20 protein-coding genes are annotated in these 23,221 nt (G+C 64.7%); 7 read left to right on the forward strand and 13 right to left on the reverse strand.

What is annotated here, in order from left to right:
- Positions 1-12: 12 nt before the first annotated feature.
- The 3 genes from C7401_RS22995 to C7401_RS23005 all read right to left on the reverse strand — a co-directional run bounded on the left by C7401_RS22995 (position 13) and on the right by C7401_RS23005 (position 4,106).
- Positions 13-1,464 carry a hydroxymethylglutaryl-CoA synthase family protein gene (locus C7401_RS22995; RefSeq protein ID WP_112173710.1) on the reverse strand — a complete coding sequence of 484 codons (1,452 nt, stop codon included), beginning with the start codon at positions 1,462-1,464 and terminating at the stop codon, positions 13-15.
- A 331-nt stretch (positions 1,465-1,795) separates the two neighbouring features.
- Entirely contained in the window at positions 1,796-2,371 is a 576-nt protein-coding gene (locus C7401_RS23000) for a MarR family winged helix-turn-helix transcriptional regulator (RefSeq protein ID WP_112173711.1), read from the reverse strand.
- A gap of 115 nt (positions 2,372-2,486) precedes the next feature.
- A complete protein-coding gene (locus tag C7401_RS23005) occupies positions 2,487-4,106 on the reverse strand; it encodes a long-chain-fatty-acid--CoA ligase (protein WP_112173712.1) in 1,620 nt (539 codons plus the stop codon).
- A 356-nt stretch (positions 4,107-4,462) separates the two neighbouring features.
- On the opposite strand from C7401_RS23005, the gene C7401_RS23010 reads away from it, so the two are divergent.
- The 3 genes from C7401_RS23010 to C7401_RS23020 are packed head-to-tail and all read left to right on the forward strand — an operon-like array spanning position 4,463 to position 7,045.
- Positions 4,463-4,945, forward strand: coding sequence for a hemerythrin domain-containing protein (locus C7401_RS23010; RefSeq protein ID WP_112173840.1), 483 nt, complete (start codon positions 4,463-4,465; stop codon positions 4,943-4,945).
- 34 nt (positions 4,946-4,979) lie between these two features.
- Positions 4,980-6,476, forward strand: a complete 1,497-nt coding sequence (locus C7401_RS23015) for a phosphotransferase family protein (protein ID WP_112173713.1) — start codon at positions 4,980-4,982, stop codon at positions 6,474-6,476.
- Positions 6,473-7,045, forward strand: a complete 573-nt coding sequence (locus C7401_RS23020; RefSeq protein WP_220092839.1) for a nuclear transport factor 2 family protein — start codon at positions 6,473-6,475, stop codon at positions 7,043-7,045. Before C7401_RS23015 ends, C7401_RS23020 begins: the two co-directional genes overlap by 4 nt.
- 53 nt (positions 7,046-7,098) lie before the next feature.
- On the opposite strand, the gene cysQ is transcribed toward C7401_RS23020, so the two are convergent.
- Positions 7,099-7,866, reverse strand: coding sequence for a 3'(2'),5'-bisphosphate nucleotidase CysQ (gene cysQ / locus C7401_RS23025; protein WP_112173715.1), 768 nt, complete (start codon positions 7,864-7,866; stop codon positions 7,099-7,101).
- Positions 7,867-8,910: 1,044 nt separating this feature from the next.
- Here cysQ and cysD point away from each other — a divergent pair.
- Genes cysD through C7401_RS23045 form a run of 4 tightly spaced genes read left to right on the forward strand, consistent with a single transcriptional unit; the run spans position 8,911 to position 14,346 of the window.
- On the forward strand, positions 8,911-9,837 hold the full coding sequence (cysD, locus tag C7401_RS45345) for a sulfate adenylyltransferase subunit CysD (RefSeq protein WP_373864454.1): 927 nt from the start codon (positions 8,911-8,913) through the stop codon (positions 9,835-9,837).
- The gene (cysN, locus tag C7401_RS23035) at positions 9,837-11,750 is read left to right on the forward strand and encodes a sulfate adenylyltransferase subunit CysN (RefSeq protein ID WP_112173717.1); all 1,914 of its coding nucleotides are present in this window, start codon (positions 9,837-9,839) and stop codon (positions 11,748-11,750) included. Before cysD ends, cysN begins: the two co-directional genes overlap by 1 nt.
- A 51-nt stretch (positions 11,751-11,801) precedes the next feature.
- On the forward strand, positions 11,802-13,031 hold the full coding sequence (locus C7401_RS23040; RefSeq protein ID WP_112173718.1) for a DUF1214 domain-containing protein: 1,230 nt from the start codon (positions 11,802-11,804) through the stop codon (positions 13,029-13,031).
- Between the two features lie 43 nt (positions 13,032-13,074).
- Positions 13,075-14,346, forward strand: coding sequence for a sulfotransferase family protein (locus tag C7401_RS23045; RefSeq protein WP_112173719.1), 1,272 nt, complete (start codon positions 13,075-13,077; stop codon positions 14,344-14,346).
- A gap of 61 nt (positions 14,347-14,407) precedes the next feature.
- On the opposite strand, the gene C7401_RS23050 is transcribed toward C7401_RS23045, so the two are convergent.
- The 9 genes from C7401_RS23050 to C7401_RS23090 all read right to left on the reverse strand — a co-directional run bounded on the left by C7401_RS23050 (position 14,408) and on the right by C7401_RS23090 (position 23,022).
- On the reverse strand, positions 14,408-15,349 hold the full coding sequence (locus C7401_RS23050) for an NAD-dependent epimerase/dehydratase family protein (RefSeq protein ID WP_165842033.1): 942 nt from the start codon (positions 15,347-15,349) through the stop codon (positions 14,408-14,410).
- Between the two features lie 77 nt (positions 15,350-15,426).
- Complete coding sequence (locus tag C7401_RS23055; protein WP_112173721.1) at positions 15,427-16,263, reverse strand: SDR family NAD(P)-dependent oxidoreductase; 837 nt, start codon at positions 16,261-16,263, stop codon at positions 15,427-15,429.
- 39 nt (positions 16,264-16,302) lie between these two features.
- Entirely contained in the window at positions 16,303-17,040 is a 738-nt protein-coding gene (locus C7401_RS23060; protein ID WP_112173841.1) for a glucose 1-dehydrogenase, read from the reverse strand.
- 45 nt (positions 17,041-17,085) lie between these two features.
- The gene (locus tag C7401_RS23065; RefSeq protein ID WP_181565658.1) at positions 17,086-17,859 is read right to left on the reverse strand and encodes a glucose 1-dehydrogenase; all 774 of its coding nucleotides are present in this window, start codon (positions 17,857-17,859) and stop codon (positions 17,086-17,088) included.
- Between the two features lie 82 nt (positions 17,860-17,941).
- Complete coding sequence (locus C7401_RS23070) at positions 17,942-19,003, reverse strand: DUF7064 domain-containing protein (protein WP_112173722.1); 1,062 nt, start codon at positions 19,001-19,003, stop codon at positions 17,942-17,944.
- Between the two features lie 17 nt (positions 19,004-19,020).
- The gene (locus tag C7401_RS23075; RefSeq protein WP_112173723.1) at positions 19,021-19,656 is read right to left on the reverse strand and encodes a flavodoxin family protein; all 636 of its coding nucleotides are present in this window, start codon (positions 19,654-19,656) and stop codon (positions 19,021-19,023) included.
- A gap of 61 nt (positions 19,657-19,717) precedes the next feature.
- The gene (locus C7401_RS23080) at positions 19,718-20,554 is read right to left on the reverse strand and encodes an SDR family NAD(P)-dependent oxidoreductase (protein ID WP_112173724.1); all 837 of its coding nucleotides are present in this window, start codon (positions 20,552-20,554) and stop codon (positions 19,718-19,720) included.
- A 71-nt stretch (positions 20,555-20,625) separates the two neighbouring features.
- Entirely contained in the window at positions 20,626-21,729 is a 1,104-nt protein-coding gene (locus C7401_RS23085) for a Gfo/Idh/MocA family protein (protein WP_112173725.1), read from the reverse strand.
- A 297-nt stretch (positions 21,730-22,026) separates the two neighbouring features.
- Positions 22,027-23,022 (reverse strand): DUF7064 domain-containing protein, encoded by a 996-nt coding sequence (locus tag C7401_RS23090; RefSeq protein WP_112173726.1) that lies wholly within the window; start codon positions 23,020-23,022, stop codon positions 22,027-22,029.
- Positions 23,023-23,221 lie beyond the last annotated feature (199 nt).

The raw sequence follows: 23,221 nt of genomic DNA on the forward strand, positions 1-23,221 counted from the left end.
GTATTTCCTCGATTACGCCTGAATCGGCGTGGCTTTCCAGAAGTAGCGCGGGTAGCCGCGCACCTTGTCCATTTCCTTGATGCGAAACACCATGCGCAGCGGCGTGCCGACATCGAGCCCGGCCTGGCCCACGTCGACCACTTCCATGAGCAGGCGCGCGCCGTTCTCGAATTGCACGAAGCCGACGTAGAGCGGCGGAGCAGGGTGATAGGAGAGCCAGTCGGCGGTATGCGTGAGCATGGAGGCGCTTGCGTCGGCGAGCGAAACCGGTTCGAGCTTGCCGCGCGGCGCATTGCAGCCCGGCGTCACGCAGTAGGGCAGTTGCGGGAACTGCACCGTGTTGCAGCAACGGCATTGGCCTGCCACGAAGCTCGCGAGCTGATCGCTCGAACGGTATTGTTCGGTGAGCGCCGTCTTGGCGTTCTTTTCGGCGCGCATGCCCCATTCCGCGTCGAGACCGCCTTCGTAGGAGAGCAAACGAAGATAGGCGTCGTGCGATTGCGCATCGGCAAGCGCGCCGCTCACGCCGCGGCGCGGCGCGAACTCGCGGATCGCATCGGTCGCGCGCAACACGAGCGCGTCGCATCCCTGGCCAAAGCCGACCAGCAGGATCACCTCGCCGGGCGCGGCCTTTTCGAGGACGTGCGCGAGCATCAGCAACGCATGCGTGCTGCCCGTGTAGCCGCAGTTTGCGTCGAGGTTGTCGGCTTCCGCGCTGGCCGGAATTTCCAGCTTTTTGGCCAGTGCGCTTGCAATGCCCTTGAACGGCGCGGGCATCACGAAATGGCTGACCTCGGAAGGATCGACGCCCGCTTGCGACAACGCCGCGCGCGCCGCGTCGGGCACGAGCTTCATATAACCTTCGTCGCGAATCCAGCGCTCTTCCCAGACGTAGTCGTAGTCCGCGCCGGCGGGGCGGAAGTGATCGACGAACAGCTTCGTCACGCTCGCCGCGCCGAGCAGATTCGCGATGACCCCTTCGCTGCCGAGCGTGAGCGCCGCCGCACCGGCGCCGCTCGCGATTTCCTGCGTGCTGGCGGCCTTGCCGCGCGGACGATCGCTCGCCACGAGCAGCAGGTTGCCCTGCGCGGCGCGCAAGGCCGACAGCAGCGCCGAGGTGGCGGCGCGCTGCGAGTGGGCGCAGTCGAGGGTTTGAACGTGGGCCGGCAGATTCAGTGCGCCCGCAACGATCGCGCTGTTCTGCAAATCGGCGAACGGCATCGTGCAGGAGCTTAGCCAGAGCGCCGAGAGGTCGGTGCGCGCGCGCTCGCCGAGCGCGTCGCGCGCAGCTTCGACCGCCATCGTCACGCTGTCCTCGTCCCAACTGCCGAAGGCACGCTGGCCCTTGCCCAGCGACCGCAGCGACGGCGCCATCCAGCCATGCGCGGCGGCAATCGCCGCGCGCTGCATCCTGAGCCTCGGAATGTAGCCGCCGAAGCCGGTAATCCCATAGGTCGAAGTCATCACATTGTGCCCTTCAAGGTTATCCGATTATATGGTATGCATGAATACGATACTTGACCATACCGAATCGAGTCAAGGCATTCGTGGGACAACGGTGCGGATAGCCGGCGAAGGGAGCGGCGGCAATGAAGGCGCGTTAACGCGGCGCGGCCACGCGCGTGGCAGCGTCAAGGTGCGAGGCAAATGGAGCGGGGATTGCGGGGAGTCGCCACGGACGTGGCGCCCGCGATGCGGGAGAGGGGAGAAGGCGCCTCGAACCGAAGCCGTTCAGGCTCGCCATTCAGGGCATGCGCAGCGGGGCGCGGCGCATGGATTGCGAGGCGCCGTGGTATCAGTGGTCGAGTTCGAAGCTCGTCAGCTCCTCGGTGTCGTCGACGTCGCTTTCATGCTTGAGCGACAGCAGATTCTTGCGCACGAGCTGGAGCATGGCGGCGAGTTGCACCCGCTGCTCACGGTCGAGGCCCGCGAGAATCAGCTCGTTCATTTCGTGGTTCTTCAGGCGCATCTGGCGCACGAGCTGGTTGCCGGCCGTGGTCAGATACACGCGCTTGACGCGCCGGTCGGTGTCGTCCGGGCGGCGCTCGGTGAAGCCCGAGACTTCGAGGCGGTCGATCAGGCCGCCCAGGGCGGCCTTGCCGAGCTCCAGCACGTTGGCGAGATCGCTCTGGATCATGCCGTCGTGGCGCGAGAGGTAGGCGATCACCCACCACTGCGAGCGCGTGATGCCGAGCGGCTTCATGAATTCGTCGAAGACGATACGCCGCAGGCGCGATACATCGTGCATCACAAAACCGAGGCGTTGATCCCAGTTCTCTTCGTCAGGCACCCGCGCGGACGCCCTCGCGGATTGACGACCGGCAGCCGCGGCACTCGTGGGCGCGTCTTTCTTTGCTGCGGTGTTTTTCATACGGTTTTCCTCGGTCACTGGGTTCAAAAGCAGCGCGCCGGCAGCGCCCGGCGCACTTTATTTCGGGTAAATACCGTAGACTAGAATACCATTTGGTTCGAGTCAAGACACGCAATCAAGGGTTGCCGCCGGCGTTTGCGCCCGCGGGCTCGCTGGCGCCGGCCAGCTTCGCCCGGATCTGCTTGCGCACCTCGACCCGTTGAATCTTGCCGGTCGCGGTGCGCGGCAGCGCGGCCATGTCCTCCAGCGCCTTGGGCAGCTTGTAGCCCGCAATCCGCTGGGCCGCGAACGCGCGCAACTCCGCAAGGCTCGCCTGCTGTCCGGTATGCCATTCGACTACCGCCACGACGATTTCACCCCAGGTCGCATCGGGCGCGCCCACCACGGCTACATCGCGTACCGCGGGATGCTGGCGCAGCACCTGTTCGACTTCGGCGGGATAGACGTTCTCGCCGCCGGAAATAATCATGTCCTTGATGCGGTCGGTGAGAAAGAGATACCCCTGGTCGTCCAGGTAGCCGCCGTCGCCGGTGCGGTACCAGCCGTCGATCAGCGCTTCGGCTGTCGCGTCCGGACGATGCCAGTAGCCCGACATCAGCGTGGGCGACTGAATCCAGATCTCGCCGGGGGCGCCTGCGGCCTGCGACTGGCCGTGCGAGTCGCGGATATCGACAAGCATGCCCGGCAGCGGCTTGCCCACCGAGCGCAGCAGATGTGGCCGGTTGACGTCGTGATCGCACGGCGGCAGGAACGTGACCGTGCCGCAGTTCTCCGTCATGCCGAAATACTGGCCGAACGCGCAGCCGAACGTTTCGATGCACCGCGCGAGCAGCGTCGCGTCCATGGTCGAGGCGCCGTAGTACACCGTCTTGAGCCGGGGCGCGGGCGCTTGCGGACCGATTTGTTCGAGCAGCATGCGCACGACGGTCGGCACCATGAACGTGCGCGTCACGCCATGCGCGCGCGCGAGCCGCAACAGGTTGGCGGGCGAGGCGTCCGCGGTGAGGATGCAGGTCAGCGAGCGCATCAGCCCGATCAGCATCCACGAGAGTCCGCCCACGTGGAAGTTGGGCATGGGCGAGAGAATGATGTCGTCGTCGTTCCAGTCGGTCCAGTGCGGCGAGCCCACTTCGACATGGCGCGAGAGGGACAGCGCCCGGTGCGAGAGCATGACGCCTTTGGAGCGCCCGGTCGTGCCGCTCGTGTACATCAGCATGGCGCAGGCGTCGGGCGCGCCGCGGCGCGCGGTCTCGTCCACAGCTGTGGTCGAGCGCAGCACGTTTTGCAGCGACTCGGCATCGCTTGCGCGCGTGGGCAAGAGCGCCGGTTGCTGCGGGATCTGCGTGAGCGCCGCGTCGATCGTGCCCCGAAACTCTTCGTCGTGGATGAGCAACCGGCTTTGCGAATCGTCGAGAATGAAAGCGATCTCGCCCGGCGCGCAGCGCCAGTTGATCGGCACGAGGGTCACGCCGGTGCGCAGGCAGGCGAAGAAAACGGGAAAGAACAACTCACTGTTCTTGCCGAGGTAGGCCACGCGCGCACCGGCGCCGATGCCGCGCTCCTGGAGCCAGGCGCCGAACCGGTCGCTCGCGCGATCGAGCTGCGCATAAGTCAGCGTGCCCTGGTCGGCGACGATGGCCAGCCGGTCAGGAAACCGCATCGCACCGCGTGACGGATAGTCGGCCATCCAGAGCATGGCGTCGAGATCGCCGATAGGTTGTGCTGCTTGTCTCATAGGCTTTTGGCTTCGCGATGAAGCGGCTGGTTTCGAAAAGACCCTTGGCATACGTGCGGTTCGCGCCGGGCGAGGGCGAACCCGGATATGATTGTACCTATATCGTCATCTAGCATACGAACTATGATGCGAAGTATGTGAGTGAGACGATTGACTGTCAAGACGTGATCAGCCATGGATAGATACGGGTAAACCGCGAATTCCGTGCCGCCGCTTTCCGCCCTTCGTTGTCGCGAGACCTCTTGCTCGACTATTTCCGTATGCACAAATAATATATTTAAAGGATCGATTTGCGGGGCGGCAATGTCCCCCGAAGTCTTTCCTTCGATCGAACATCAACGCTGGGGATGAATCGCATGAGTGACGATTCCGGATTCGGCTGGACAGATGCTTACCTCCTCGGGTATCAGCCGATGGACGCGACCCACCACGAATTCGTAGAGTGTGTGGACGCCCTGCTGAGCGCAAACGATGCGCTCGCGCCTGCGGCGCTCGATGCATTGATCGACCACGCGCGCCGCCACTTCGGAGAGGAGCGCGACTGGATGGAGGCGAGCCGGTTTCCTGCGCGCCAGTGCCACATCGAGGAACACGACAAGGTGATGGCCTCCGTGCTGGAGGTGCGTGCGCTCGTGGCCCAGGGCGATTGCACCTATGTCCGCCCGCTCGCGCGGGAGCTTGCGCGCTGGTTTCCTGGACACGCCGACCAGATGGACTCCGCGCTCGCGCAGTGGATGGTGCGCAAGCGCCTTGGGGGCGCGCCGGTGGTGCTCAGGCGCGACGTGCTTGCGAACGCGGCGCTGGCCGCCGGGTCGCCCCACGATCATCCACCATCATGATAATATGCTAGCGAACTAATAAGTGGGGGAGACAATGCTGATTCCGGCCAATCGTATCTGGACCGCGTTGAACGAGGAGTTCGCGAAACTCCAGGCGTATATCGCGGACAGCAGCGTGGATGGTTCCGCTGCCATGTCCATCGCGAACGCGCTGCAATTGCTGTTCAATCGCGAGACGGGGGGCGTGGCGGCGCTGCATGCGCGCGCCGCTCAACTCGACGCCGTGCTCGCGCGCATGCAGGACACACTGCGCGCTGCGGCACCGCAAGCCGTGGAGGAGCTGGCGGCGATTCGCGCGAGCCTGCTCGCAATGAAGGACGGGGGGCACGCGCTGCCGGCTTGCGAGAACGCGTGGCGCGACGCACTGGTTCGATTGCAGGCCGTCGTGGCGAGCGTCAATGCGCAGGCCGCGCTGCCGGCGAGCGTCAAGGCCGCACTCGCTCGCGAGCTGGCCGCGTGGGAGTCGGCCTATTTGCTCGCGCATACCGGGCAGGGCGATGAGGCGGCGAGCACCGGCCAGAGCACGGAAATCACGCGAGAAAACCTGAGCGCCTATTTGCAGGACCGCTTCGATGAACCGGGGCTTCGGGTCAGCGCGTTTCAGCCGCTCGCGGGCGGTTATGGCAAGCAAACGGTGCTGTTCGATGTCGAAGGCAAGGCATTGTCGGGATCGTTCGTCATGCGAAGGGATATCGGTTCCAAACCGTCGGTTGCAAACGACTGCCATTTGATCCGTGATGAATTCCCGGTGATCAAGGCCGCGCACGCACGCGGATTCCCGGCGCCCGACGCGGTGTGGCTCGATACGGCGCACCGGCTGCTGCCGGGCGGAGACTTCATCGTGATGCGCCGCTCGCCGGGCAAGCTGCCCGGCAACTTCTTCGGCGCGCGCAGCCAGGTGCCCGCGAGCCTCGCTTCGTCGCTTGCCGACGTGATGGCGCAGTTGCACACCATGCAGCCGCTGACCGAGTTGGGCGATCTCACCGAATCGATCTGCACGCAACGCTGGAACCTGTCGCGCGGCGAATGCACCGCACTCTACATTCGTAGCTGGTACGAGCTTTACCTGAAGACGGAGCACACGCCTTCACCCGCGCTCACCGCCATTTACGGCTGGCTGCTAGACAACGTGCCGATGCGCGCCGGCCGGCCTTCGCTGTTGCATGGCGACATTGGCTTTCACAACTTCCTGTTCGATGACGACCGGCTTTCGGCCGTGCTCGACTGGGAGTTCGCGCACGTGGGCGATCCGGCCGAGGAACTCGGCTATGTGAGCGTGACGGTGGGCGGCTCACTCGACTGGGCGCAACTCATGCAGCGCTATATCGAAGGCGGCGGCGAACCCGTTGATGACGCAACGATGCGCTTCTTCAAGGTATGGGCCTATGCGCGCAACGCCACGGGCGCGAATCTCCTGTCCACGCTGTTCTCCACCGGCCACGCGGCCGACCTCAAGCTTGCCATTCTGCCGGTGGCGCATATTCCCCATTTCATTCGCGGCGCGCAGGCGCTGATCGACGAGCGCGCATGATGAGCACGACGACCCCGACAGCCCAGGCTCAAGGCGAGCACGCCGCCGCGCCGCGCGACGCGCAACTCCAGGCGCTGCTCGACAAGGACGCGCTTTACGAACTCGCCGTGCGCTACGCGCGCGCCATTGACCGGCGCGATCGCGCGCTGCTTCTGAGCGTCTATCACGAGGACGCCGTTGACGACCACGGTGTGATGTTCAAGGGCGCCGCCGCCGCATTCGCCGACTGGCAGCCCGAAGTCATGGCGCCGTTCGAGGTCACGGCACACTACATCATGAACACGTCGTACCGGCTGGACGGGGATCACGCGCAAGGCGAGTTGTATTTCGTGGCATATCACCGCACGAAGGCGCCCGATGCGAAGGAGGTGGTGATCGGCGGGCGCTATCTGGACTGCTATGAACGTCGCGCGAACGTATGGAAGATCGCGCATCGCACGCTGGTGTGGGACTTCTCGCGCGAGAATCCGCTCGATCCCGCGCAGCGCGACTTCCTTGCGTCGCTTGGCGAATCGGGCTGCGGCGGCGACGACGTTTCATTCGGCTTGTTGCCGCTTTTCAAGCGCTAACCGGCGTTGACAAAGGGGAGGGCGCCGATCGGCCCCGCCCCCGCCTTCCCGCTTCAATCCAGACCGCTCGCGACAAAATGCGGATTGTCGAGCCCCGGCTTGGCGTAGCGCAGTTCGCTGCCTTCGAGCGTGCGCACATGGCCGCCCGCCGCGCGCACCACGGCATGACCGGCGGCGATGTCCCATTCCATGGTGCGCCCGAAGCGCGGATAAATGTCGGCCTCGCAGGCGGCGATCAAGCACAGCTTGAGCGATGAGCCGGCAAATACCGAGCGCGCCACGCGGCGGCCCGCCAGGAAGTCGGCGAGCGGCGCCTCGCTGCCGTGCGAGCGGCTCGACACCACCGTGCAGCCTTCGAGCGGCGCGCGCCGGCACGTAATGGCGCTACGCACGCCCTTTTCCTCGACATAGGCGCCCGCGCCCACCACACCCGCGAACAGCCGGTCGAGCGCCGGCGCGAAAACGACGCCCAGCACAGGCTCGCCATGCTCCACCAGCGCGATGTTGACCGTGAACTCGCCGTTGCGGCCGATGAACTCCTTGGTGCCGTCGAGCGGATCGACGAGCCAGAAGCGATCGGTCACGTCGGGAATCCGCCCCGCTGACGCCGCTTCTTCCGAAATGGCGGGAATGTCCGGCGCGATGCGCGCGAGGCCGGCCAGGATCACGGCTTCCGCGCGTTCGTCGGCGAGCGTGACGGGCGACGCGTCGGCCTTGTTGTCCACGGTGAAGTCCGTGGCGTAGACGTCGAGAATGACTTTGCCCGCCTCGCGGGCGACGGCGGCGATCTCTTCACACAATTGTTGCGGGTCGGGGCACATGGGCTGCGGTTTCCTTCGTCTTGTGAGTATGCCTTGTATGCTAGCCGTCCCGCGGGCCGCAATACCGGGAAAATTGATATTTACAATAAGATATGCATGCGATACAAATCGCGCATGGATACGCCCGAACGCTCAGCCCTGACGCTCGATGAGCTCAATCACAAACGCACGGAGGCGGTCCGGCTGCGCCTGGCGGGCGCGACGCTACGCGAGGTACGTCTAGCCACGGGCCTCAGCACGCCGACCATCGTGGCGGCGCACCGCGCATTCCTCATGGGCGGCTGGCCGGCGGTCAAGGTCAGGCCGCGCGGTCGTATGCCGGGAGACGGTCGATGCATCGACGCGACGGCGGAAGCGCAATTCGTGCGGTTGATGCTCACGCATACGCCCGAACAGGCGGGCGCTGGCGCTGCGCTATGGGACGCCACTGTTGCACGCCACGTATTGCGCGAGCGCTTCGCGCTGGAGTTGGGCGCGCGCAGCATGACCAATTATCTCGCCCGCTGGGGGCTCGCGGTAGAGAAGCCGCACGAGCGGCGCGAGCGCGCAAGCGAGCCCTTGCGGCGCTGGCATGCAACGATCTATCCGGGCATCGCCGCGCGCGCCCATGCGGAAGGTGCGGACATACTGTGGGTCGATGAACTCGCGCTGCACTTGCCAGGCGGTGCGCAAGGGGCCGCCGTGCGGGCCGTGAGCAATCGCGGCAAGCAGATGTGGCTCGCCTACGAAGGCGTATTGCGCGCGCCGATCCTGATCGAATTCCTCGACCGTCTGATTCGCACGACGCAGCACAAGGCGTTCGTGCTGTTCGACGGCATGCAGTGGCACCGCGCCGCCGCGCTCACGCACTGGCTCGCGGACCGGGCCGAACGCATTCTGGCCTTTCACCTGCCGCAAAGCTTGGCCGACAGCGTACTCGTGGCGCCGGCGCGCCCTGTGGCACCGGCGCCGTTGCAGTTTCGCTGCGCGGACCCTTTCGCCGCGCAAGTCAAATATCTAATTGCTCAGTCGGCGTTGTCGGATGCAAGCATACGATATCCAACCATAACCAGTGGGAGGAAATCGACGACTATGACACTGACTCATCTTCAACGGCTCGAAGCCGAGAGCATTCACATCATGCGCGAGGTGGTCGCGGAGGCCGAAAACCCCGTGATGCTCTATTCGATCGGCAAGGACAGCGCCGTCATGCTGCACCTTGCCATGAAAGCGTTCTATCCGGCCGTGCCGCCATTTCCGCTGCTGCACGTGGATACGACGTGGAAGTTCCGCGCCATGTACGAGCACCGCGATCGCATGTCGCGCGATCTGGGCATGAACCTCATCGTGCATACGAACCCCGAGGGTCTTGCGCAAGGCATCAATCCGTTCACGCACGGCTCGGCGATTCATACGCAGATCATGAAGACGGAGGCGCTCAAGCAGGCGCTAGAAAAATACGGCTTCGACGCGGCGCTTGGCGGCGCGCGGCGCGACGAGGAGAAGTCGCGCGCGAAGGAGCGGATCTTCTCGTTTCGCTCCGCAAGCCACCGCTGGGACCCGAAGGCGCAACGCCCCGAACTCTGGAAAGTGTTCAACGCACGCAAGCACAAGGGCGAGAGCATGCGCGTGTTTCCGTTGTCGAACTGGACCGAGCTGGACATCTGGCAATACATCTACTTGCAGAACATTCCGATCCCGCCGCTCTACCTGGCGCAGGCGCGCCCGGTGGTGGAGCGCGACGGCATGCTCATCATGGTCGACGACGAGCGCATGCCGCTGCGTGAAGGCGAAGTACCCATGCTGCGCAAGGTCCGCTTTCGCACGCTCGGCTGCTATCCGCTCACGGCGGCGATCGAATCGGAGGCCGACACGCTCGAGGCCGTGATTCAGGAAATGTTGCTCACGAAAACCTCGGAGCGTCAGGGCCGGCTGATCGATCACGATTCGGCGGGGTCGATGGAGAAAAAGAAGCAGGAGGGGTATTTCTGATGTCACACGTATCCGAACTCATTGCGTCCGATATCGGCGCCTATCTGAAGTCCCATGAACACAAGAGCCTGTTGCGCTTCATCACCTGCGGCAGCGTAGACGACGGCAAGAGCACGCTGATCGGGCGGCTGCTCTACGAATCGAAGATGCTGTTCGAGGACCAGCTTGCGGCGCTCGAAGCGGACTCGCGCAAGATGGGCACCCAGGGCGAGCAACTCGACTTCGCGCTGCTCGTGGACGGCCTCGCGGCGGAACGCGAGCAGGGCATCACCATCGACGTGGCGTACCGCTTCTTCTCGACGGACCGGCGCAAGTTCATCGTCGCGGACACGCCGGGCCACGAGCAATACACGCGCAACATGGTGACCGGCGCCTCCACGGCCGACGTGGCGGTGCTGATGGTGGACGCGCGCAAGGGCATCCTCACGCAAACCCGCCGCCATAGCTATCTCGTCTCGCTGATCGGGATTCGCAAAGTCGTCGTCGCGATCAACAAGATGGACCTCGTCGATTACTCGGAGAAGGTATTTCGTTCGCTATGCGAGGAGTATGCGGCCTTCGCGAGTCATCTCGGCTTCGACGCCATCACCTACATTCCGATGTCGGCTTTCAAGGGCGACAACATCACCGGGCCCAGCGAGAACACGCCGTGGTATCGCGGCACCACGCTGATGGGCTACCTCGAAACCGTGCCCGTGGACGAGGAGCATTTGCAGAAAGCGCCGTTCCGCCTGCCGGTGCAGTGGGTCAACCGCCCGAATCTCGACTTCCGCGGCTTCGCGGGCACGATTTCGAGCGGCATCGTCAAGGCGGGCGACGCGGTGCGCGTGTTGCCCTCGGGGCGCACCAGCACCATCGCCCGCATCGTGACCGCCGACGGCGACATGGAGCGCGCCGTGGCCGGCCAGTCCGTCACGGTCACACTGGCCGACGAAGTGGACTGCTCGCGCGGCGACGTGATCGCCTGCTCGGACGCCCCGCCCGAATGCGCGGACCAGTTCGAGACGACGATCGTCTGGATGCACGACGAGCCCATGCTGCCGGGGCGCACGTATCTGATGAAGCGAGGCAATCGCACGGTCAACGTTCAGGTCACGGACATCAAGTACCAGGTCGACGTCAATTCGATGGAACACCTGGCCTCGCGCCAGCTCACGCTCAATACCATCGGCGTATGCAACATCAGCGTGGACCAGCAGATTCCGTTCGACGCCTATCGCGAGAATCGCGACACGGGCGGCTATATCCTCGTCGATCGCCTGAGCAATCACACGGTGGGCGCGGGCATGCTGCACTTCGCGCTGCGCCGCTCGAAGAACATCCATTTGCAGCCCATGGAAGTGGAGAAGGCGTCGCGCAGCGCGATCAAGGGGCAAAAGTCCTGCGTGCTGTGGTTCACGGGACTTTCTGGCGCGGGCAAATCGTCCATCGCCAACGCGCTGGAAAAGCGCCTGCTAACCATGGGCCGCCATACCTATTTGCTCGACGGCGACAATATCCGGCACGGCATCAACAAGGACCTGGGATTCACGACGGCCGACCGTGTCGAGAATATCCGGCGCGTGGGCGAGATCGGCCGCCTGATGGTCGATGCGGGCCTGATCGTGCTCACCGCGTTCATCTCGCCATTCAGGGCGGAGCGCGAGATGGCGCGCAGTCTGCTCGCGGCCGGGGAATTCATCGAAATCTTCGTCGATACGCCCATTGAAGTGGCGGAGCGGCGCGATCCCAAGGGACTCTACAAGAAGGCGCGCCGCGGCGAGCTGACGAACTTCACGGGCATTTCCTCGCCGTATGAAGCGCCGGAAACCCCGGAAATCCGCATCGACACCACGGCGCTTACCGTCGAGCAGGCCAGCGAGGCGATCATCGCGCACCTGAAGCAGTTCGGCATTCTCGTCAACGACAAGTGAGCGCATGCGCCTGGCGCGCGCCACGACATCATATCAACCGGAGGAAACGACATGACAGCTTCACAGATTACGGCAAGCCCGCAGTTGAACGAGGCGTGGTTCGCTTACCACGCAGCGCTCGATGAAATGCGCCAGCAGATGGAGGCAACCCCGCGCTTTCAGCAAACGCCGCAGCATCGCGCCAAGGCTTATCACACGCTGATGGAAATGCAGGCAATGGCGTACAACTTCGCGATTGCGCCGCGCATGCTGCATCCGCGCATCTTCGTGAATTGCGGCTGGTCCACCGACATGTACACGCTCGGCCAGAACGGGCAGGACTTTCTGTACGGCGTGGCGTTCGTGGACGGTGCGCAGACTTACCGGTTGAAAGGGCGCATGGGAGACATATCGCTCTTTCTGCTGCAAACGCTCAACGGCCTGTTCGGCGAGCCGGACGTCAAGGTGGACGGCAATTACGACTGGGCCGACTTCAAGGTGGACGACGACGGGCGCTTCGAAGTGATCCTGAGCCCGCAGCGGCATGACGGCAACTGGATTCGCCTCAATCCCGAGATCGGGTTCCAGTTCATGTTGATCCGCCGGGCGCTGCCGCGCTGGGACGGCGATCCGGGCGAACTCAGCCTCGAACGGATCAGCGAGTTGCCGCAAGACCACTACGACGGCGACGAGTTCGACGAAGCCACCATGGCCGCGCGCATCCGGCGCGCCACCTTGTTCGTGCGTTACCTCACGCACGACTTCAACGTGAACCTGTACGACATGTATTTCGCGCAGGCGGGCGGCAAGAAGAACGTCATGGGCCTGCTGCCGGGCACCGTGACGAGCCAGGTGGGCAGCCCCACCTCGAACTATGCGATGGGCGTTTTCGAATTGAAGGACGACGAGGCACTCGTGATCGAAATGGACCAGGTGCCAAACGGCGTGTACTGGTCGTTCCAGCTCGGCGATGTGTGGTCGCGCTCGCTGAATTTCAGTTCGCGCCAAAGCAGCCTCAACAACTGGGAATCGACCGTGGATGGCGACGGCAAGCTGCGCATCGTGGTGTCGCTGCGCGACCCCGGCGTGAACAACTGGCTCGATCCGTGCGGTCGCGTGGAAGGCACGGTGGTGTTCCGCAACTATCGCGCGACGAGCAGCCCGGTGCCGACGTCGCGGCTCGTGAAGTTCGCGGAGCTGGAGCGCCTGTTGCCCGCCGGCACGAAGCGCGTGAGCGCCCAGGAGCGCGAGGCCGCCATGGAACGGCGTCGTCAGGCCATGCTGAAGCTGTACGGCGAATAATTTATTATTGCGCCCCCGCAAGGGGGCGGAGGAGGAGATAACTGTGAGTGACAACAACTATCGCGTGAAATCGTGGACGCCGCCGCCGAGGCCCGAATGGGTGCAGCGCATCAACGAGGAGGGGCGGCATCTGGACCTGCGCGGCATTATTCCGCTGGATGCCGATTCATTGATCAGTCATGCGAAGCGAAATACCGGGCTTGACGACTTTGGCGGCGACGACTGGCTCGAACCATTTCAGATCTACGTGCGCTCGCTCGACGAGGAGGCGGATCTGAACCTGATGGGCCGCATCCTCTCGCGCAGCGACCTCTTGATGTATCTGGAGTTGCGCTTGCGTGTCGAGGCACTGTACAAGCAGCACCCCGAGATCGACGACGTCGTGCTCGCGCCGCCGGTGCTGGTCACAGGCTCCGGGCGCAGCGGCACCTCGGCGCTACAGAACCTCATGGCACTCGACCCCGACAACGGCACGCCAACCCACTGGGAAGCGCTCTTTCCGTGCCCGGCGCCGGAGGCGGCCACCTACCATAGCGACCCGCGCATCGATCTGGCGCACGCGCGAATGACGCAATGGAACCGCGTGACGCCGGAACTGACGTCGATTCACGAGTTCGGCGGCGCCATGCCGACCGAATTGATCCAGCTTGAAGCGGCGAGTTTCCAGAGCCCCGCGTGGATGATCTTTTGCGGCTTCACGCCGAGCTACGACCAGTACATCTATGCGCGGCCAAGCCATAAGCCTGCTTTCGACTATGCCAGGCGCGTGCTCAAGGTGCTGCAATGGAAGAATCCGCGCAAGCGCTGGCTGCTGAAAAGCCCCGACGCGCTGCGGGTGCTGCCCGACTTCTTCGCGGCGTTCCCGAATGCGCAACTGCTCTGGATACACCGCGACCCTGTGAAGACGATGTCGTCGGTCACGAGCCTGATCGGCACGATCATCTGGACGCGCAGCGACCGTCCGATGCCCGAGCAGGCGGTGGCGCAACTCACCAATCCGCGCGGTTTGGCAGGGCTGTTCGACAAGGTCATTGACGAAATCGAAAGCGGGGCGATTCCGCGCGAGCGCGTGCACCATATGCAGTACGGCGATTTCATTGCCGATCCGGTCGGCCAGGTCGAGCGCGCTTACGGTCAAATGGGCATCGACCTGAGCGATACGGCGCGAAACGCCATGCAGGCGTATCTGGAAGCGAACCCGCGCGAAAGCCGGCCCGCGCACAAATACAACGTGGACGCGCAAGGCCATCTCAGCGAGGAACGCGAACTCTTCAAGCGCTATCACACGTACTTCGACGTCAAGACCGAAGCGTGACGCACGCGCCGGACCTACGATGAACCCGCCGCGCCTTTAAAGGCGCGGCTTTTTTCTTGCGTCAGGCCGGTGCGCGAACCCAGGCCGGCAGGGCGCGTTCGCCCATGGCGTCGCGATAGGCGGGGGCCACGCAGTCCTCGAAAATGTCGAGACGGGTGTCTTGCGGCGTCCAGCCGAGTTCGGCGCGCGCGCGCGGCGAGCGCGTGCGGCTGCACGACGAGAACACGATCGGCCCCATGAACTTGTCCCAGATCTCGGCGGCTTCGCTCACGGTGACGCTGCGTGTCGCCACGTTCAGATGCCGCGCAATCTGCTGCGCAAGCGAACGGTAGCTCGCTTCGCCTGAAACGGCATGGTAAAGGGCACCCGCCACGCCTTTTTCCAGCGCGAGCCGGTACACCTCTGCCAGGTCATCGACGTGAACGTTCGAATAGACGTTGAGCCCGCGCCCCACGTAGCACACGGCGCCGGTTTTCGAGGCGGAATGGTACAGATCGGCGATCACCTTGCTGCCGCCATGTCCCCACACCAGCGGCGGCCGGATGCAGATGGCGCGCACGCCGCGCTGCGCATGCGCGCGCACCATGTTCTCGATATCGAGGCGCGGCGCGATCTGGCGGCGCGGCGGAAAAGCCTCGTCCTCGGCATAGTTGTTTTCGCTCCAGTCGCCATTGGTGCGCTCGGAAAGCAGGCTCGTGCCGCCCGTGAAGAGGAACGGCTTGTCCGTGCCCTCGAAATTGGCGAGCAGCGTGGAGACGACATGGCGCTCGTCTTCGAGCATCAACTGGGCGGCCCAGACGATGGCGTCGTGCTCGCGCCCGAGCGTGGCGAGCAGGGCGTCGTCGCTCAGGTCGCCCTGTAGCGTGACGAGGCCGGCCGCTTCGAGCGCGGCGGCGCTAGAGGCGTTGCGGATAAAGCCGGTGACGCTGTGGCCCGTCGCCAGCAGGCGCGCGGCGACATGCTTGCCGATATAGCCCGTGGCCCCAAACAATAGGACATTCATAATCTGCATTCCTGTTTAATTTGCTGATCGATTGCCGCGCGACAAGGCACGCTAAAACTCCGCAGTGCGCGACGCGCTCACGCCTTGCCGGTTGCGAAGCCTCGGCAGTGTTCGCGGTCGTAAAGCGCGCCTGCGCCTTCATAGGCGCTTTCCGAGCCCGGCAGCTCCTCCAGGTAGGGAAAGCGCGTGAGCTGGTTGCCGCCGCTCACGTCCAGAACGGTTCCGGTCACGTAGGTCGCGCCCGCGAGCCAGCGCACCGCGTCGGCCATGTCGTCGGGCTCGCCGAGCCTGCCGAGCGGCACCTCGCGCACGAAGCGCTCGCCCACGCCAGGCGTGTTGTAGAGGTCGCGCGCCATCTCGGACATGACCGTGGCGATGCGAATGCCGTTCACGCGCACGCGCTTCGGGCCATATTCGATCGCCGCGTAGCGCACGAGGCATTCGGTGCCGGCCTTCGCGCATGCATAGGAGAAATGCGGGGCGATGGGGTGGGTCGCGCTCATCGAGGAGATCAGCACGATCGATCCGCCGTCGGTCATCGCTTCGGCCATGTCGCGCACGAAGTAAGTCATGCCGAACAGGTTCACCTGCACGGCCTGCTGCATGATGGCGGGCGTGGCGTTGGCGATCATGCTCATGGTGGGCGTGGCCGCCGAGTTGACCGCGATATCGATCCTGCCGTAGCGCTTGAGCGTTTCGTCGCGCAGCGCCGTGATCTGCGCTTCGTCGCCGCCGTCGCACGCAATGGCGGTGCCGCCGATCTTCTCGGCGAGCCGCTTGAGCGGCGCGAGGCTGCGCGCGGCGACCACGACCTTGGCGCCCGCCGCCGCGAGTCCTTCCGCGATGCCCCAGCCGGTGCCGCCCTCGGCCGACGCGCCGAGCACGACCGCCACCTTGCCTGATAGATTGTCCATGTGTGTCTCCATTGGATTGGTTTGAGAGAAACGCGCGCGTTAGCGGCAAGTCAGTCCGCCATCGACGACATACTCCGCGCCCGTGGCGAAGCGCATGTCGTCGGAGGCGAGCAAAAGCATCATGTGCGAAAGTTCGTCGGGTTCGCCTACCCGGCCGGCGGGTACCACCGAAAGAATCTGCTGGAGCGAATCGGAGTCGCCCGCGGTCATGTGGGTGCGAAACGGGCCGGGGTGCAGCGAATTCACGCGTATGCCGTACTGCGCCAGTTCGAGCGCGGCGACCTTGGTCATGCCGCATACGGCGAATTTGGAAGCGGTGTAGGCGAGCGTGCAAGGCACGCCGCGCAATCCGCTCGTCGACGACACGTTGATGATCGAGCCGCCGCCCGCGCGGCGCATGGAGGGCAGCACGGCCTGCATGCCGAGGAAGGTGCCGATCTGGTTCACGGAGATGACGTTGCGCACGTCCTCTTCGCTGAGCTGCTCGATGGGGGCGACCACGCCGAGCACGCCCGCGTTGTTCACGAGCACGTTGACCGGCCCGAACTGCGCTTCGGCGAGCGCCACGCTGTGCTCCCATGCTTGCGTGCGAGTGACGTCGTGGTGAACGAAGCGTGCGCGCTCGCCGAGTTCGTGAGCGAGCGCCTCACCGGCCTCGTCCAGCACGTCGCATAGGACGACGCTCGCGCCCTCCGCGATCAACCTGCGTGCAAAGGCGGCGCCCAGCCCGCGCGCCGCACCCGTGACCAGTGCGGTCTTTCCGCTGACTCGTCCCATGATGGTCATGTCCTTTCCGGTTCAGTGAATTCGATGAATGTGCGTCTATTCGGCGAGGCTGCCGCCGTCGACGACGAGCGCATGGCCGTTCACGAAGCTCGCCTTGTCCGAACAGAGCCAGATGGCCGCTTCGGCCATTTCGTCCGGCGTGGCGAGGCGTCCCATGGGCGAGTGGTTTTCGAGCATCTCGCGCACCTGGGGCGACGTCTGCATGATTCCTTCGATCATCGCCGTGCGCGTGACGCCGGGGCACAGCGCGTTGACGCGAAGGTTCTGCCGCGCATACTGGAGCGCGGCCGACTTCGTCGCGCCGATGACGGCATGCTTGCTCGCGGTATAAGCGGGTTGAAACGAGGTTCGCGAGGCAATGAAGCCCGCGAGCGACGCGGTATTGACGATCGCGCCGCCGCCGTTGGCGAGCATCGCGGGAATTTCGTGGCGCAGGCACGCCATCACGCCGAAGAGATTCACTTCGAAGGTTTTGCGCGTGGTTTCCTCGCGCCATTCGCCGTCGCCGGAGAGCGCGACGCCCGCGTTATTGAACGCGCAATCGAGGCGGCCGAAACGCGCGAGCGTGCCGCGCACGAAGTCGGCCACGACCTGGTCGTGCGTGACGTCGCCATCCAGCGCAATCGCGGGTTTGCCCAGTTCGGCGATCAGGGCGGCCGTTTCGTCGGCGCGTTCGCGGCGCACGTCGGTGACGACGACGCTCGCGCCGCGCCGCGCGAAAAGCAGGGCGGCCGCGCGCCCGATGCCGTCACCCGCGCCTGTCACCAGGGCGACCTTGCCGGTGAACCACTGTTCGATGCTATCGGTCATTGCATTCCTCGTCGGTGGTCGCAACGGCGGCGCGCATCTGGCGCGCACAGACCGTTTGCGTGAGGCGGAGCGCGCGGCGGCCTCAGCGCGCCTGCACCTCGCGAATATGGAAATTGGACCAGGTGTCCATGAGATCGCCTTCACCGCGCCGTCCGTCGTAGCGCAAGCGCATGCAATGCATATGGACGAGCAGGTTCTGCCAGTACATCTTGGGAATCATCGAGACCGTTTCGCCCACTACGTGGTGGACGTCGCCGCATGCGTCTTCGATATCGATTTCGATGGCCTTGACGACCAGGCTCTCGTTGTCGATCTGCGTGCGCACGTCGATGCGCACGACGGGCCGAGGCTCGCCGTTCACCGCGAACCAGCCGCTACGCAGGTTCAGGCTGGGCGTGGGACCGCCGGACTCCCACTTGTTGGTGCCTTGGCTGTCGGGGCCTTCTACGCTCTGGTGCCAGCCCGGCCCGAATGCCTCGCTCTCCAGCAAGCCGGTATCGAGCCAAGCGAGCACGAAAGCGCAGTCGGCGCCGAACCAGCCTGTGATCCAGCGGTAGGGCGGCGTGCGTTCCGGTTGCTCGGGGCGCGCATAACCCCACGAACGGTCGCGCACATAGAAGCCGTCGATCACATGGCGCTTCGCGTCGAGCGTGAGTTCGCCGCGCGTTTTCATGAGCTGCGTGAAGTGCTTGCCGCCTGGCCGCCCCACCGGTGGCAACGCGGCTTCATAGTTCAGGCGCAGGGCGAATGCGCGTGCCGGATCGTCGACTTCGATCGAGATACGGTCGAGCGGCTTGTCGATTCGCAGCCGCATTTCGCAGGAGCCCATTTGCAGGCGATAGTCGCGGATATCGGCGACGGCGGGCAGATATTGATGCTCGACGAAATAGTCGGCGGCGAGTTGATGGCGCAGAATGCGCGCACCCTGATAAACGAATATATGCGCCGACATCGTGTTGAGCACGGGATGCCAGAGCAGATAGATATTGCACTGAATGTCCTCGTGCGGAATGTTGAATCCGTAGAGATTCGTTTCAATGCTGGTGAAGGGCGCATCGGGCGCCACGGGATGAAGGAAATCGTCCTCGGGCGTGATCTCGCTGAAGGCGAGCGCGCAGCCCGCGTGAGCGCTTTGTTTCCACATCGAAGGGTTCTCCGGGTTCACACGCGGGCAACGACGAGGCGCGTGAAGCGCGCCACGCGCTGCCGCGCGACTTCGGACAGACCATAGGGCGGCAAGGGCAGGCGCAGGCCGACAAAGCGCGCGATTCTCTCGCCGGAGGACATCAGGTAGGTGATGGTGCGAATCAGGCTTCCCACATTGCTGCCGTGGTGCTCGAAACGCTCACCGCCGACGAAGCGCCCGCCGTGCTGCTCGGCCTCCTCGCGAATAAGCGCGAGATTCCTTTTCGACGAGCGCCGGCACACCACATAGACCGCGAACGCCGTGGCCTGTAGCGCGGCGCGCATCTCGGCGCGCGCGAGCAGCGACCAGATCGGCACGCACGGATGGTGCTGCCACGTGTTGGAGACGAGGCAGATCAGGTCATAGCGCGCGCCAAGCGCCTGCTCCGGCTCCACGACGACGGGCAGGCGCGCCCCCGCTGCCGCCGCTCGCGTCCAGCGCTTGACGTCGGCAGGCGAAAGCGGTCGTTGCAGGCGCAACGATGGGTCGGCGAAATCGACCCGCGCCGTGGCGACTTCGTAGCCGGCAAGGGCGAGTTCGCCCGAAGCCAGTTCCACCACGCGCTGCGCCTCGCCCGTGAACGTGTAATAGATGAGCAGCGCCTTTTTCATGACCGTGCCTTTCGTGCATGGGAAAGAGATAGCCGGGCGCGCGGCATGCGCGCCATGCACGTCACGCCTCGCCGCCCATGAAGCTCGCCACGATGGCTTCGATTTCCGGGTCGGTCTTGCGCGCGACTTCGCAAAGGAAACGCGAGTCGTTGCCCACGGGGTAGCGAATCTGCGGCGAATCCGCTTGCAGCGCGGCCAGCACGGTGTCGGCGATCACGGAAGGGTCGAGCATCGTGTCCCATGACTTGTTCGCCACGGCGAGAAACCCGTCGTAGAACGCGCCAAAGCGTGCCGCGTGTTCGGGCGAGAGCGCCGCACGATCGCGCGCCACGCTCTCGAGTTGCCCCGTGACCATGGGTGTCTTCACGCCGCCCGGCTCGATCAGGACGACTTCCACGCCATCGGCCTTGGCTTCGCGGCGCATCACGTCGGCCATGCCCTCCAGCGCGTGCTTTGACGCGACGTAGTGGCCGAGAAACGGCAGGCCGACCTTGCCGGCGAACGAGCTGATGAGCACGAGGCGGCCCTTGGCGGCGCGCAACGCGGGCATGCAGGCCTGGAAGATCGCCGCAGCCGCCACGGTGTTGATTTCGAGCGTGCGGCGCAGGCCCGCGAGCGAGGCGATTTCGAGCGGCCCGGTCGGGCCGACCGCCGCGCAGACCGCGACCGCGTCGAGCGACGGCAGGGCAAGCGCCTTGAGGTCGTCGAGCACGCGATCGGCGTCGGCCAGATCGAGCTTGAGCGTGCGGCTCACGCCCGGTGCGCTTGCGCGCAGGTGCGCGGCCTCGTTGTCGTTCAAAACTGTCGCGGTGACGGCGTAACCCTGCTGCACCAGTTGCTTCACCACTTCGGTGCCCATGCCGCCGGCCGCGCCGACTACCAATGCTGTGCGACTCATTCAGTTCTCCTTGTTGTCCTTGTTACCTTGGGGCGCTGCTCGCCCCGCCATGTCTTGAGTGCTTGCGTCGTTCAATTCACCCGCTGCCGCTCGCCCGTGCGCGCGGCGGTTTCGATGGCGTGCAGCAGCTTGTGCCGGATCACGGCGTCGTCGAAGGTGGGACAAAGCCGCGTGCCGTCGCGCAGGTCTTGCGCGAGCCGGACATAGGCCTGCGCGACATTGAAGGAGAATCCCGGCGCGGGTTGCGGCGGCGCCCAGCGGTAGCGCCCGGGGACAGGCAGCGCTTGCAATGCCGTTTCTCCGCCGCGTGCGCCGAGTACCGAAAGCTCGAACATTTGCGCGTGGCCGCCGTTCGAGACGATCTGGATATCGCCTTCGCTGCCGTTGATTTCCCACAGCAGATTGGTGCCGCGCGAGACGCCGCCGCGATAGTGAATGGCGAGCGCCGCGCCGTTGCCGAGAAGGCCCGTCACGCAAAGCTGGTCATGAGCGGTCATCGGCAGCACCTCGCCGGTTTCGGCCACGGTGAAGCGCGTGTTGCGGTTCGCCGCGGTTGCCGTGACTTCGGTGATTTCGCCCAGCACGTGGCAGAGCGCATCCACGGTATGGCCAAGCGGAATCGTCAGCATGGTCGCGCCGTTGCGGATATCGCCGGTGTAGGCGTTGGGCTGCTCCATGACCGGCCCCCAGTTCATGCCGGAGCCGATCAGGGTGGTGGACAGCACCTCGCCTACGTAGCCTTGCTGGATCAGGTCGCGCACATAATTGATGGCGGGCGCGCTGCGCGCCTGCAAACCGACCACGGCATGCAGGCCTTTGCGACGCGCCAGTTCGGCCAGTTCCGCGGTTTCGGCGAGACCATTGCCAAGCGGCCATTCGCAATAGACGGCCTTGCCCGCTTCGAGCGCGGCGCTCACGAGCTCGTAATGGTGCGGCACCTTCACGGCGACCACGACGAGATCGACGTCGGGGCAGGTCACGAGATCGTGATGATTGTCGAACGCGTGCGCAACGCCGAACTGGCGCGCGGATTCGGCGGCCGTGCTCGCGCGGGTCGTCGAAACCGCGGTGAGGGCGAAGTCGGGGATCGACTTGAGCGCGGGGATGTGCGCAACCGCGGCCCAGCCGCGGTCCGGACTTGCCCCGATGATGCCGACGGAGATTGTACGGGTCATGTAACGGTTCCCAGGGTGTCGCGCACCGCTGGCGGCGGCGAATAAATATGAATAGATATGGTATGCAACAATACAATAATTGCGCGGTGAGCGCGACCTGGCTTGTGCTCTCGTATACCCGTATGGGAAGAATGTGGCGGGATTGCGCCGTTGGCGGCGACGATGCGGCCGCCATCGCATGCCGGACTACGCGAGCGCGCGAGCAGTGGAGGGTGAGTTGCGCGAGGCGCGCGAGAGCTCAAGCGCGCGAGGCCCGTGTGCTGTTGCACGGTGCTTCGCGCGCGGCGTGGCGCCGGTTCAATCCGGCTGGTTCATCTTCCACACGTAGTCGTTCCACTGAACTTCCTGGGTTTCGCCCCAACCCGTCTGGCCGTTCCAGTCCCATTCGACGAGCCCGACGTGACAGTTCATGTTCGACCAGCCCGACCAGTTGCTTTGCGCGGTGACCTTGCCGGTGAGCCGGTAGACCTCGCCGGTGCTGTCCTCGAACTCGTACTCGTGGCTGAGCGGGCGGCACAGCGGAAACTCCCGGTGCGTGATTTTCGATGCCCGCACGATGCGGCGCTGCTCGCCGCGCACGACCACCCAGCCGTCCTTGAAGATGCCGGCCGGAGGCTCGAACTTGCCGATCCAGTCGGGGTTTCTCGCGGGGTCGTCGTGCGAGCCGACGCAGAACGCGAAATCGGCGCCGAACGCACCGGTCACCCACGTATAAGGCGGCACCGGTGCATGCGCCTCCGGTCGCTGCTCGCCCCACGAGCGGTCGCGCACCGGGTAGCAGTCGACTGCATGGCGTTCGCCGCGCAGCACGAGCGTGCCGGTTGCGTGCATGACCTGCTCGAAGTGCTTGCCGTTGGCGCGCATGACGGGCCGGTCGGTTGCCTTCAGTTCGACGTCGAACGACGTCTCGCGTACCGGGTCGTCGAACGTGAGCCGCACGTGCTCCGTGGGCACGATCACCTGGGCGCGAAAGCCATTGGGCAACTGGATATCGTGCCCGTCGCCGATCACGGCCGAGGCCATGTAGTCGCGGAACTCGAACAGCTCACATTCGAGGTGCTGCTGCTTGTGGCCCTTGAAAATCATCAGGCCGGCGGTGACGACCTTGAGGTTAGGGTGCACCCAGCAATACGCGAAGCAGTTGATCGCGGCCTGGGGCACATGGAAGTTCCAGTACCACGTTTCGGTCAACGTGTCGCCGGGCTCCCCCGTGCCGTGGAAGAACTCGTCGGCCGGCGTATGCACGCCAAAGCCGCCGCCTAGGTTGCTGTTCCAGTCTGTGTCTTCAGCCACGATTTTCTCCTGATTCGGTAGTGAGCAGAATGCCAGCCTGCGCCAGCCGCGGACAAGCCGTGCATGCGCGCGGCAAACCACGGGCGCGGCGGCCGGCACCGCGGGTGTTCACGTTAATAATGCTTGTATAACGTATTCATCAATACTAGATGATCGTGGCCGACATTACCTGTCCGCCGCGACATCGTCAATCCCCACC

Origin of the sequence: Paraburkholderia unamae (assembly GCF_003268775.1) — a bacterium.
GTDB classification, from domain to species: Bacteria; Pseudomonadota; Gammaproteobacteria; order Burkholderiales; family Burkholderiaceae; genus Paraburkholderia; species Paraburkholderia unamae.